General features: G+C 49.4%; 11 protein-coding genes. 6 read left to right on the plus strand and 5 right to left on the minus strand.

Annotation, left to right across the window (positions count from 1 at the left end):
* Nucleotides 1–59 precede the first annotated feature (59 nt).
* From Enr17x_RS27885 to Enr17x_RS27905, 5 genes are all read left to right on the plus strand, one after another.
* Entirely contained in the window at nucleotides 60–665 is a 606-nt protein-coding gene (locus tag Enr17x_RS27885; RefSeq protein ID WP_145313469.1) for an anthranilate synthase component II, read from the plus strand.
* Nucleotides 666–689: 24 nt separating this feature from the next.
* Nucleotides 690–1904: a molybdopterin molybdotransferase MoeA gene (locus Enr17x_RS27890; RefSeq protein ID WP_145313471.1), complete on the plus strand. Its 1215-nt coding sequence runs from the start codon at nucleotides 690–692 to the stop codon at nucleotides 1902–1904.
* A 222-nt stretch (nucleotides 1905–2126) separates the two neighbouring features.
* Nucleotides 2127–4022, plus strand: coding sequence for an apolipoprotein N-acyltransferase (lnt, locus tag Enr17x_RS27895; protein ID WP_145313473.1), 1896 nt, complete (start codon nucleotides 2127–2129; stop codon nucleotides 4020–4022).
* A 321-nt stretch (nucleotides 4023–4343) separates the two neighbouring features.
* Nucleotides 4344–5882, plus strand: a complete 1539-nt coding sequence (locus tag Enr17x_RS27900) for a DUF4339 domain-containing protein (protein ID WP_198000837.1) — start codon at nucleotides 4344–4346, stop codon at nucleotides 5880–5882.
* Nucleotides 5883–5929: 47 nt separating this feature from the next.
* Nucleotides 5930–6373, plus strand: a complete 444-nt coding sequence (locus tag Enr17x_RS27905) for a hypothetical protein (protein WP_145313477.1) — start codon at nucleotides 5930–5932, stop codon at nucleotides 6371–6373.
* Nucleotides 6374–6385: 12 nt separating this feature from the next.
* Here Enr17x_RS27905 and Enr17x_RS27910 read toward each other — a convergent pair whose 3' ends face one another.
* Nucleotides 6386–6841: a hypothetical protein gene (locus tag Enr17x_RS27910; protein ID WP_145313479.1), complete on the minus strand. Its 456-nt coding sequence runs from the start codon at nucleotides 6839–6841 to the stop codon at nucleotides 6386–6388.
* A gap of 59 nt (nucleotides 6842–6900) precedes the next feature.
* Nucleotides 6901–8088 (minus strand): ribonuclease D, encoded by a 1188-nt coding sequence (locus Enr17x_RS27915; RefSeq protein ID WP_145313480.1) that lies wholly within the window; start codon nucleotides 8086–8088, stop codon nucleotides 6901–6903.
* Nucleotides 8089–8431: 343 nt separating this feature from the next.
* On the opposite strand from Enr17x_RS27915, the gene Enr17x_RS27920 reads away from it, so the two are divergent.
* Complete coding sequence (locus Enr17x_RS27920; protein ID WP_145313482.1) at nucleotides 8432–9148, plus strand: OmpA/MotB family protein; 717 nt, start codon at nucleotides 8432–8434, stop codon at nucleotides 9146–9148.
* A gap of 15 nt (nucleotides 9149–9163) precedes the next feature.
* Here the strand turns inward: Enr17x_RS27920 and Enr17x_RS27925 are convergent, their stop codons facing one another.
* From Enr17x_RS27925 to eno, 3 genes are all read right to left on the minus strand, one after another.
* Nucleotides 9164–9448, minus strand: coding sequence for a hypothetical protein (locus tag Enr17x_RS27925; RefSeq protein ID WP_198000838.1), 285 nt, complete (start codon nucleotides 9446–9448; stop codon nucleotides 9164–9166).
* A gap of 291 nt (nucleotides 9449–9739) precedes the next feature.
* On the minus strand, nucleotides 9740–10342 hold the full coding sequence (locus Enr17x_RS27930) for a hypothetical protein (protein ID WP_145313485.1): 603 nt from the start codon (nucleotides 10340–10342) through the stop codon (nucleotides 9740–9742).
* Between the two features lie 222 nt (nucleotides 10343–10564).
* Nucleotides 10565–11839 (minus strand): phosphopyruvate hydratase, encoded by a 1275-nt coding sequence (eno, locus tag Enr17x_RS27935; RefSeq protein WP_145313487.1) that lies wholly within the window; start codon nucleotides 11837–11839, stop codon nucleotides 10565–10567.
* Between the last annotated feature and the right edge of the window lie 156 nt (nucleotides 11840–11995).

An 11995-nucleotide genomic window follows, 5' to 3' on the forward strand; every position in this document is an offset into this window, starting at 1 on the left:
ATGATAGTACATAGTCAAAGCTGTTTTCTGACTCAACTAGATAAACTGTAAGGTATAACGTGATTTTCGTTCTCGATAACTATGACTCATTTACCTATAACCTTGTGCAAAGGTTTGGGGAAATCGATCCCAGCCTGGACATTCAGGTCGTCCGAAATAATCAGACGTCCATCGAAGAAATAGAGCAGAGTGCTCCCGAAAAAATCATCATTTCTCCGGGCCCCTGTACTCCCGGAGAAGCGGGGCTTTCTAAGGGGATTATTGAATATTTTGCCGGGAAAATTCCCATTTTGGGTGTTTGCCTGGGTCACCAGTGCATTGCCGAGGTCTTTGGAGCCAAAGTTGTTCGTGCCAATCGGCTGATGCACGGCAAAGTATCGCTGGTACACCATGATGGGAGGGGCGTGTTTCAAAATATTCGCTCTCCTTTTCAGGCGACCCGCTATCACAGCCTGATTGTACCAGAAGAAACCTGCCCGGAAGAACTTGAGGTCTGTGCCTGGGTGGAAGAAGCTGGCCATCCCAAAGAAGTAATGGGGCTCCGGCATCGAACGCATTCTGTGCATGGCGTCCAGTTTCACCCGGAAAGTTTTCTCACGCTGGAGGGTGTGACGCTGCTGAAAAACTTCCTTGCACTTCCTGCAGAAGAACTCACCACTGCCTGAACGAAAAAGAGAGAAAGCCCCAGCATGCTGACGGTTCAAGAAGCCTTTCAATTGATCCTGGATACGGTGAAACCGGCTGCCCCTGTGCAATGTTCGCTGTTTGAAGCCACTCATTGTGTCCTGGCGGAAGGAACGGTTAGTGACTTGAACGTTCCCCCATTCGATAAAGCGCTGATGGATGGTTTCGCCGTCAGTAGCAGCGATTTACCTGAAGGAAAAGCAACACTCAACATCTTAGAAACAATATTCGCCGGCTCGGTTCCCACACATTCCCTACAGGTCGGCCAGACTTCACAGATCATGACGGGAGCCCCCTTACCTGAAGGAGCCGATGCTGTTGTGCAGATTGAACACTGCCAGATCAACGAAGAACAGCAGACTGTTCAGATCGAAACGTCCCCCGTGGCTCCTGGCAAGAATATGCTTCACCGGGCCTCCGTCCTCGAAATCGGAGCCCCTGTGATTGAAGCAGGCACACTACTGCGACCACAGGAAATCGGTGCTCTCGCAGAAACGGGCAGTCCCCGCGTTTCCGTCCGCTGCCCCCCCCGAATTTCTATTCTGGCAACCGGCGATGAACTCGTCCCGCCTGAAGAAACGCCGCGCGCAGGGCAAATCCGAAATTCCAATGAAGTCATGTTAAATTCGCAAATTCTGCAATCGCATGCACGACCGGTCCCATTGGGAATTGCCCGCGATGAACGAACGGATTTAAGCAAAAAGATTCAAGCAGGCTTAAAAAACGATTTCCTGCTTCTTTCAGGGGGTGTTTCAGCGGGAACGTTAGATCTGGTTCCTTCAGAGCTGGAAGCCGCCGGCGTGAAACAGGTCTTTCATAAAGTGAATCTGAAGCCGGGAAAACCGCTCTGGTTTGGTATCCTGGAACGGGAAGAGCAAAGTCCCTGTTATATTTTTGGATTACCGGGAAACCCTGTCAGCAGCATGGTTTGCTTTGATTTATTTGTCCGAACAGCAATCCGGCAATTCATGGGCTTTCCCTCGCCGAAACCAGCCCCGATTCAGGCCCGTCTGGGTGCCGATTTCCACTCTCGGGGAGATCGGCCTACGTATCATCTGGCTCAGGTGGAATGGGAGTCTGGTGAGGCTGTCGTTACTCCTTTGAAAACAATGGGTTCGGCTGATCTGCGTTCCACGGTGACAGCCAACGGCGTCGCTTTGTTTCCGACTGGAAATCAGCTTTATCAGTCAGGCCTTAAAGTTGATACTTTTTTATGGTAGCTGCGACAGTTTCTGCCAGAATTGATCTACTCTCAATTCCCGGTTTTCTGTAAAAACCACCTTGATCAGACATAAAATGAGGTCATTCTCCCAGTTTGCCCCCATTCAGGATCGTGGAATTGACGTAAGAAAGAGGAACAGTTCAGCTGAAACAGGATGTTTCACTCGTCACAGGTTCTCTTAAAACTTCCCATTTGAGATCGGATTCCAAGGACGGAAATCATGACCTTTACTTCAACGACTATTGAAAATTCTTCCTCTGATCAACCAACGATGGAACTGGATCCTGTGTCTGAAAACGCGCCCTTGAAAAATGAGTTACCGAATGACCAGCCGCTAGGCCAGGACATTCAGAATATCATTAACACCGCGCGAACATCGCCAGCACCGGCACTGGGCGCCTGGTTGATGTCAGGACTCACTGCCGTGCTGATGTGGGCCAGTTTTACTCCCCTCGATTTTGGTCCGCTGGGATGGGTTTGTCTGATTCCGCTGTTACTGCTGGTCAGAATTCCTCGCAAGACGCGGTTGATGTATACCGCCATTTATTGTTCTGGTTTCCTGTTTACTCTATCCTCTTTTCAATGGATGAGGCTCGGCGATCCCTCGATGTATGTTGCCTGGGTCGCACTGGCGATTTACGTCGCCTGTTATTTTCCGCTGTTTGTTTTACTCACACGAACCGCCGTCCATCGATTTCATGTTCCTCTCCCCGCTGCGGCACCGCTCATGTGGGTTGGTCTGGAATACATGCGTGCTTACCTGCTGACCGGCTTTTCCTGGTATTACATCGGACATACGCAATATCGCTGGATTGAGTTGATTCAGATCAGTGATATTACAGGCGCTTACGGCGTCAGCTTTCTGGTGGTGATGCTGGCTGCCTGCTTTGCCGACCTGCTACCGGCTTCGATCATGAAACGTTTTAAACTGCTACCGGTAAATCAATCGCCGGAAGAACAACAGCTGGATCAGATCGGCTTGAAACAAATCGTTCAGACTGCCGTTTGCTTAAGTCTGTTTTTTGCAGTTCTCGGCTATGGATATGTCCGGCGTTCCCAGGCTGCATTTGAGGAGGGGCCTCGTACGGCTTTGATTCAGGGCAATTTTCCGACTTCCGTAAAACATGATCCTAACGCCTGGCGGTCGATGTACTTGAAGCATCAGATCCTGATGGGCGCAGCGGTTCGCTATCAACCTGATTTGATTATCTGGCCGGAAACCATGTTTCGCTGGCCTCTCATTGAATCGAATGGAAAAACCAATCAGGAACTGCAAACGATTGCACCAGAAGTCCCTCTGGATAAATGGAACGAACCGTCTGTACGAAAAGCGCTCAGCAACATGAGTAAGGAAGCCAACGCGGCTCTGGTCATTGGTCTGGATACGATCGCAGCGGGTGACACGAAAGTCGACCACTTTAACTCGGCCGTGTTTGTTCGCCCTGATTATGGCATAGTTTCACGCTATGATAAAATTCACCGCGTGCCCTTCGGCGAATACCTCCCCCTAAGAGACACGCTTCCGTTTTTACAGTACTTCACACCCTATGGTGCTGCGTTCGGGATTGAGCCTGGTAAATCAGCAGCGAATTTTGAATTTCAAGACTGGAACTTTTCGCCGGTGATCTGTTTCGAGGATACCGTCCCTCACCTGGTTCGCTCGGTGGTGAATCAGTCGTCTGCTGCTGGTTCAACAGAAAAACCAATTGACTGTCTTGTCAATCTGACTAATGACGGCTGGTTTCATGGCTCAAGCGAACTGGATCAGCATCTGATTACCGCCGCCTTCCGCTGTGTCGAAAATCGAACGCCCATGGTTCGAGCCGTGAATACCGGCATCTCAGCAGTGATTGACGGCGACGGCATGATCGTCGAGCCAGACGTCTTCATAGACGGCGATAACAAAGGCCGCACTTCGTTCGTCAATCCCAAGACAGGTCGCTGGAACAAATCGATGAATGCCGTCGTTATCGATACGATCCCGCTGGATAACAGAACCAGCCTGTATACCAAATATGGCGACTGGTTTGCGGGAACCTGCTGTTTCTTTACTTTATTTGTCTTCTTTATGGCACTATTGACCTTCAAGCGAACTCCAGCGCCTGTGAAGTCGTAATTCAGATGGATTCTGAACCACTTTGCTCAGAGAGCCGCTGATCGTACGTTTTCTGCATGAAATATAAGGCGAAAATAATGACACGCTGGTCATGATTGTGCCCCCGCTCCCTGCAGGCTTCTTCCCGATTCTGGCTGATTGCGTCAGCCAGCCTGTTTTTATTGACGTTTGTCAAATTTTAATAAACTCGATAGAAACAATAGATTTGCGTGTGCTCCACCTCTACGGCTAAAATAGAGAGAGTCGCGTAGATTTTGTCTTTACGCAGAGAACACCGAACACAAATTTAATATTCAATCTGACGAAGATCGTTTCATCAAAATGGCAGTGGATAGTTGGTACTATAAACAAGTAGACGAGACCTGTGGGCCGATATCATTTGAAGAATTGTTTGCCATGGCGCATCAAGGCAAATTAACGCCTCAAATGGAAATCAGAAATGGCGAGACCGGAAACTGGTTTCCGGCAGAGGATATTGGAGGGCTGTTTGATTCAGAGTCAGACAGTGCTTCCGCTGGTGACATGCCTTCGCTCGACGAGTTTTCAATCGTCGATTCTTCGTTCGGCGTTGAATCTCAGGAAAACCTGCCTTCACTGGATGGGTTCTCGATTATAGAAGAAGAAGACAAGCTCTCTTCGGAACTGGAATCCCAGTTGCCCCGCTTTGCGACACTCGAAGCAGTCAGAAGCAAGCACCAGAAGATACAGTGGTTTTGTCGCATTCTGAACCAGGAACTGGGACCGATGTCGGCTGATGACCTGATGCAACTGCTACTCGATGGTGAGTTGGCGCCAAACGATGAAGTGAAATCGTCTGCAGAACCAGAGTGGGTTCCCGCGCGAACCGTCGTCTTCCTGAGTTCCGCTGGCGGCAGCCTGGATCTGTTGGACGCCGAAGACGAGGAAGCCGCGAACGTCATTCCCGCATCAGCAGCCGCGGTGGTTTCGGAACCGAATGAGGAAGCCCCAGCTGAAGAACCTTCCGTTGAAGAGACTCCGGCTGAACCAGCAGAGGAACCGGCGGCGGTCGAACCTGCCAAACCTCCGATTCTGAAAGTACGCTCAAAACAAAAATGGTTCTGCAAGCTGGGCGGCATGGGCTATGGTCCCATTGAAGCGCACAAAATCAAAATGTGGGCCGAACAGGAACGTGTAGAACCGACCGATTTACTAAAATTGGGCCGCAAGGGGGAATGGTTTGAAGCCTGGCAAATCGAAGCACTGCAATTAAACAAACCGGTAGAAAAGCCAGCCGACGACGAATCTGCCGCGGCGGAAGAAACAGCGAATACAGAAGAAAGCAAACCCACTACAGAGCCAGCCAATACTGCAGCAACACCCACACCTGCCGCCGCGATCCCTGCGCAGCCAGCAGCCTCACCAGTCACGGCTGCTCCCGCTGCTCCCCGTCCCAAACCAAAAATCAAAGTTGCGCGATCCAACCCATTCGAGGCTTTAGGACCTCTCATGGAGCCTAAAATTTTAGGTGGCGCCGCCGCGGTCATTGCATTAGTGGCAATTTTTTACTTTGTCCCGCTAGGCGATTTATTTGCCCCTGGTGGGCGTGAGGAATTGGAAAAATTTCAAGCCGTGCATCAGGAATTTTTAGCATTGCAGAAAAAACAGGCCAGTGATGCAGAGTGGACCAGTTTTCAGAACAAAACGCAATCCGAGCTGGCCCCGATCATCGAAGGTCTGGAATCGAATGCGAGTTCCGACCGCCCTCACCTGCAACACTTATTGTGGGCGGGTCGAGACTATTTAGAACCGATGCTGAAAAACGCACGCACCGAAAGCAACCGCGACCAGGAAAAGTTTGAAACACACCTTAGTGAAGCGGAGCGGATTATCTCCAAGTGATTCTACTTGAAGCAAATATTTTCGGTTGTACGAAAATGGAAACCGGTATGGATCCTTCTATGAGCCTAGAGAATGTCCCTCGAAAAACCAGACGAATCCCCTATATCAAAATCTTCCTCGGGCTAGTCATGCTTGTGATTTATTTCACAATCGCCGCTCAAGGGCGAAATAGAGAGTTCAAAATCGTCCAGTCGACTCACCAGGAGTTTCTCACACTACAGCGAGAAGGAGCAAGTGCGAGCGAATGGGACCTCTTCAAGAAAAACACACACGCAAAAATTGATCCCCTTATTACGAACTTGGAGGAATTTGCAAGTTCCGACACCCCTCAACTGCAACATATGCTATGGGCTTGTCGAGATTATCTGTATCCAATGCTGGAGAACGCACAAACAGAAAGAACCCCTGACCAGCATAAGTTTGAAAAGCATCTCGAAGCGGCAGAACAAATTATGAACAAGAATTGGATTTTGAAACTCTTTGGTGGGTAGCACCTTATCCAATCACACTTCCGGCTTCGGTGCCGGTGGTTTCACTTTCCACCAGACTGTCATCCTGAGCGGGGTTTTATCGTCGATCAAGATCCCCTCAACCTGAATAAACTGGTGCTTTTTCACGCGATAAATAAACGAGCGCGGGGCTTTCTGAATTTTGCCTTTGTTCGGTCCGGCTAACACTTTCAGATCATAGTAAGTAAAGAGTTTCGCATCGGACATGCGTTGTAAACGAAATTTGGCCTCGTGGGCATGAATTACCTGTCCGCTGGCGTCATACACACGAAATTTCGAAACCTGCTCTGTGAGTTCCTGCTCGATTCGCAGTGGTGCCCCGTTGCTGTCCTTATCATTCCTGGTCCATTTTCCTTCCAGAATCTGATAGTCTTCCTCGGGCGCAGGCTCAGCTGAAAAAGCAGTCGTCCCGCAAAACAGAATCGCAGCCAATAAAACAATGTGTTTCATGATCTCCTTCCTTTATGTTCAAGATCCATCACTGAAAGAGGATGCCGTACTCTGCTGTTTTAATCTAACCGTTCAAAATGGAGAGGATGATCAGACTCCAGATCTGCGACGCGCATTGAAATCTTGCCGTCCAGAACATCGGTTAAAAGATCGCCACACACTTCGGCTCGCCAGCCCGACATCAGCCGCGGCTTATCTTCGCTCTGTTCTTTATAAACATGATATCGAACAAGGTGTCTTAAGTCGGCTGAAGTTCCGACCAGGGTTTGGGACACATTCATTTCAGCACAACGATTGGCCAGCGCGATGCCCAGCAACTTTCCAATAACCTGTTCATCCTGATTCTGCTGATTACTGGAGTTTTCCATCTGCTGCGGAAGTTGATCGTTGGGAATCTGTTGGGCCTTGGCGATCCGCTGGATCAGTTCGGGGGCCATCTTGAACATGTTTTTGCGATTGAGATCGCGGGTTGCCGTCAGATCTTGTGTGGTCTTTGGTTTCCGTCGTGCCAGTTCGATCAACAGGTCGTCACGCAATACGCGCCGCGCTGGTTGATTTTTCTCCTGAGCCACTTCGTCGCGCCAGGCAAATAATTCCCGCACAATCGCCAGTTCGCGTGGCTTCAGTTTATGCAATCCGGAAAGGCGTCGCCAGTTTTCACGATGAAATTCGGAATCAACTTCATCAATCATCCGCTGGAACTCTGCTTCGGCCCACTCAATCCGTCCCAGATCGGTCAGTTCTTTTTCCTGTATCTTCCAGATCTTCAAAACATATTTCACATCATCGAGTGCATACTTGATTTGCTGCTGAGTCAGCGGTCGACGTCGCCAGTCTGTGCGTGTCTCTTTACTGCCGGCCTTTTCACTCAGCACGCGCGCCACCAGTGCCGTATAAGAGATGGGAAAACTGCGCGACCGCAGCCCCTCTGCCACCTGCAGATCAACGAGCTTCTGAGGTTTCTTGCCGGAAAAATGCCGACAAAAGCGGATCTCTTCTCGTCCGCCATGCACGACGACTGTTGTGGAATCGTTGGTCATGATCTCCCACCAGGGAGAAAGATCGTCCACCTCATAGGGATCAACTGCGACAGACTGCCCATTCCAAGCGAACTGTAACAGCGAAAGTTCCGGACGATAGGTAAATTCCGAAACAAACTCCGTATCGAATGCAACGATGCCCGCGTCTAAGATTTGATCACATAAGGCGATAAATTCAGACTGCTGAACAATGAGTGGGCTCGACATTCTTAAATAACTTCCTTTTCCCGGGCCAGGAATCACAGATCGTTCAACTGCCAATGACCTGTCGATTTTATTATGCTTAAATCCTAATGTTGTAGATATTTACTGATTTCGTCAATGAACTCAAGTGTTTTTTGTGCTCGTTGATCTGTTTACCCTGGTGCCAGAATTCCTGAAGATCCCTGAGAAAAAGCTCTGGAAGTCACTTGGATTCGTAAAAATCCGGTAAGTTCCACCGGCTCTGGTGACGATTCTGTTTATATCAGGAACAGGAATTCCTGACGTATCGGCAGAACCTGCCGATCATGAACTATGCTCTGAAACGACGCTCCAGGAGTGCATTATCATGGAAGATGATGGCCCACCAGGAGTCCCGGAATGGGTTGTGACTTATGGCGACATGATGTCTCTCCTGCTCACGTTCTTTATCATGCTGGTTTCCTTGAGTGAAATCGTCAATGATGAAAAATACCGGGCCATTCTGGAATCCATTCAAAGTTATACGGGATACCGTACCGGTCCGGTTTCGCCACCCGGTAAGTATTTCCCCATGAATTCGCTCGTAGAACAAATGAGTATGCTGGGAGCGTTCACAGACAGCCCGGATCGAGGACGAGGCGGGATTAAAACGCGTTCCCTGGAAGGAGATGACGTCCGGGTTTACCGCACGCGGGAGGGAACTCCCGTACAAGTGGGTGAAGCCTTACACTACACCCAGACCGAGATTTCGCTGAATGAAGAGCGGATTAAAAAGCTCGATGAAATCATTCCTGAGCTGGCAGGAAAGCCGAACAAAATCGAATTACGGTCGCATACTTCGATTGAACCGCTACCTGCCAACTGCCCGATTAAGGACAAACTGGTTCTGACTTACGACCGGGGCCGCCACGTAATGAATTATCTGATCCAAAAAGGAATTGCTCCAAAACGGATCCGAATCACAGCCGCCGCCGATTATGAACCACCGCCTCAAACCGGTGATGAAAAGTCGGAACAAATGGACCGGCTGGACGTTTTATTGCTGGATGCCTTCGTCACAGACTATGTTGGTCCCAGAAAATAAACCGCGGATGCTCGTTTAGTCGTCGGTCAATTCCGTCGCCAGCTGACGAAGATAACGAGTCGTAGGATCCTGCATTTTCAAGATGTGCGGCGTTGAGGCTTCTTCGTGTGCCTCATCAATGCGACATGTGACGCCGGGAGCCAGTGGCACATACATCGACGAAACACGAGTATTCATGCTGTTGTCTTTTGCTTCACGCATTTCCTGGTCCTTCATTCTCATTTCATCTAACACAATCGGATTCCATGTTTCTTTTCGCAGGTCTGCTGAAACATAATTAATCCGAGCCCAGCGTCTCATTCTGAATTCTGCTGCTAAAGAGGTTGCAGCGCTTGCCTCTCTTTTCATGCTGTGATGCCCTTCACTGATGAATCTTCTTATATGCGACTACTACAGAAATCGTCTCTGGTCATACATCAGCCAAAATGAATTTATTTCTATGACCTGCTTTGAGTGAGATTTGACTCAAGATGCAGCTATTCCAGATACAACCCGAACAACATTACCCTTGAGAAAAATAGCTAAGACCACACCAACAGCCACACGCAGAGCAATCGACAAGACCAGCCTCAACCACCCCAACCGGCACAATCAGCCCTCTTCTTCCTCATAATCCACAGAATCATCGTCCGGCACGCGATACCGCGAAAGCAATAGTCCCAAAATATCACGGGTTGACCTGGTGACGGTTTCTAACTGTTGGGACTGCGACTCATGCAGGAAGGTAAACGACAGGACGACGATCACAGCAGCGGTCAGTAAAATGGACGAGCGGACTTTCTGATTTTCACTCAGGACCCCCAGCATCGGCACATACCAGGACCGATTGGAAACAGGGATTTTCTTTCCGGGATCCCACTGTGGAACGTCCAGCGCTAAATCGGGATCGACGGCAATTCTCTCTTCCCCCGGGCGCACTGCATCAAAATCAACACGCGCGACTTCCGAGCGGAATTCCGGATCGTGCTCTAAAGAATGGGCGATTTCCCGCAGATACTCAACCTGATTTTCCAGCGAAACCAGCTGGACCTGATTGGCAAGATACTCGTTTTTTAAATTCAAATAAGACAGATATCGCGGGGACAATACGACCGCAGCAAACAGGCTCGCTGCAATAAAAAGAAAGATCCAGAATGTAACGGAGATCATCCAGCCGAGACTGGATTCATCATTCTGATTCCGTGTGACAGACACAATATTCAAACCCGATCTGAATTGATTCAAGTACCGATGGGAAACTTCAACACGCTTCCCCTTCAATCAAAATCGTCATTCCAATACAGGACTCTTCATCTCCTGGCAAACAGTAGCGATTACCCGCTTTATCACCAATGTACTGATTAGAAAACGGCGCATGAAAAAACTCCCCTTCGATCTCTCAAAGGGGAGCTGATTTTAGAATTCAAATTCGCCTGATCAGGAGATCGTACCGCCAAATGTGGCTTCATTTCCCAGAATCTCTTCGATTCGGAGCAACTGGTTGTACTTACAGATCCGATCGGTTCGGCTGGCAGATCCCGTTTTGATTTGACCGGTACACAATGCGACGGCAAGGTCGGCGATTGTGGTGTCTTCGGTCTCACCAGAACGATGGCTCATCACAGCAGTATAACCGTTGCGGCCTGCCAACTGAACTGCTTCGATGGTTTCTGACAGTGTTCCAATCTGATTGACTTTGACCAGAATACTGTTGGCGATTCCCTCATCGATGCCGCGCTGCAAGCGTTTGGGGTTGGTCACGAACAGGTCATCACCCACCAACTGGACTTTGTCTCCCAGACGGTCTGTTAACAGTTTCCAGCCATCCCAGTCATCTTCTGCCAGACCATCTTCGATGGAACAGATCGGATACTTATCAACCCACGATGCGAGGAAGTCAACCATACCTGCGGAATCGAATTCACGACCTTCAACAGTGTAGATACCGGTTTCCGAGTTAAAGAATTCGGTGGAAGCAGCATCCAAAGCAATCTTTACCTGATCGCCGGCTTTGTAGCCTGCCTGTTCAATGGCGGTCAAAATGACGTCGATCGCGTCTTCACTGTTCGGGAGATCCGGAGCAAATCCACCTTCATCACCAACGGCTGTACTCAGACCTTTGGACGAAAGCACTTTCTTCAATGAGTGGAAAATTTCCGTTCCACAACGCAGGGAATCACTGAAGTTATCAAAGCCCAGAGGCATGACCATGAATTCCTGCAGGTCGATTCCGTTGCTGGCGTGCTCACCACCGTTGATGATGTTCATCATCGGAGCGGGCAGTCGATTCGCACCAACGCCACCCAGGTAACGGAACAGTGGCAGATCAGAAGCGTGTGCTGCTGCGTGAGCAGCTGCCAGGGAGCAAGCCAGAATCGCATTCGCGCCAATACGTGATTTATTTTCTGTTCCATCCAGATCCAGCATGACCCGGTCGATCAACAGTTGATCGCAAACATCAAGGTCAACCAGGACGTCGGCGATTTCCGTGTTTACATTTTGAACCGCCTGCTGAACGCCTTTGCCCAGAAAACGGTCTTTTTTATCGGCGTCACGCAGTTCACAGGCTTCGTGCATACCTGTGCTGGCACCACTGGGCACAGCAGCGCGACCGACAGTTCCATCTTCCAGCTCGATATCCACTTCAACGGTGGGATTCCCGCGACTGTCAAGAATTTCACGGGCATGAACGGAACTAATGGCAATACTCATCGTTTGTAATTCCTCAAAGATAAATGAACTCGATCTGTCGCACCTGCAATAGATCAACAATTTCTGATATTTTCTCTGTTTAAGAAGCATCTTTTTAGCAGAAACCAGGAGTAAGCTCAAATGACTGAGTTTAGATTGTATGAATCTTTCACAGAC

The sequence above is a fragment of the Gimesia fumaroli genome, assembly GCF_007754425.1.
Lineage (GTDB): Bacteria > Planctomycetota > Planctomycetia > Planctomycetales > Planctomycetaceae > Gimesia > Gimesia fumaroli.

Excerpts from the sequence above, each read along its gene's own strand:
- Enr17x_RS27890 (WP_145313471.1), top strand. The coding sequence starts at position 690 with ATGCTGACGGTTCAAGAAGCCTTTCAATTGATCCTGGATACGGTGAAA.
- lnt (WP_145313473.1), top strand. The coding sequence starts at position 2,127 with ATGACCTTTACTTCAACGACTATTGAAAATTCTTCCTCTGATCAACCA.
- Enr17x_RS27900 (WP_198000837.1), top strand. The coding sequence starts at position 4,344 with ATGGCAGTGGATAGTTGGTACTATAAACAAGTAGACGAGACCTGTGGG.
- Enr17x_RS27905 (WP_145313477.1), top strand. The coding sequence starts at position 5,930 with ATGGATCCTTCTATGAGCCTAGAGAATGTCCCTCGAAAAACCAGACGA.
- Enr17x_RS27910 (WP_145313479.1), bottom strand. The coding sequence starts at position 6,841 with ATGAAACACATTGTTTTATTGGCTGCGATTCTGTTTTGCGGGACGACT.
- Enr17x_RS27915 (WP_145313480.1), bottom strand. The coding sequence starts at position 8,088 with ATGTCGAGCCCACTCATTGTTCAGCAGTCTGAATTTATCGCCTTATGT.
- Enr17x_RS27920 (WP_145313482.1), top strand. The coding sequence starts at position 8,432 with ATGGAAGATGATGGCCCACCAGGAGTCCCGGAATGGGTTGTGACTTAT.
- Enr17x_RS27925 (WP_198000838.1), bottom strand. The coding sequence starts at position 9,448 with ATGAGACGCTGGGCTCGGATTAATTATGTTTCAGCAGACCTGCGAAAA.
- eno (WP_145313487.1), bottom strand. The coding sequence starts at position 11,839 with ATGAGTATTGCCATTAGTTCCGTTCATGCCCGTGAAATTCTTGACAGT.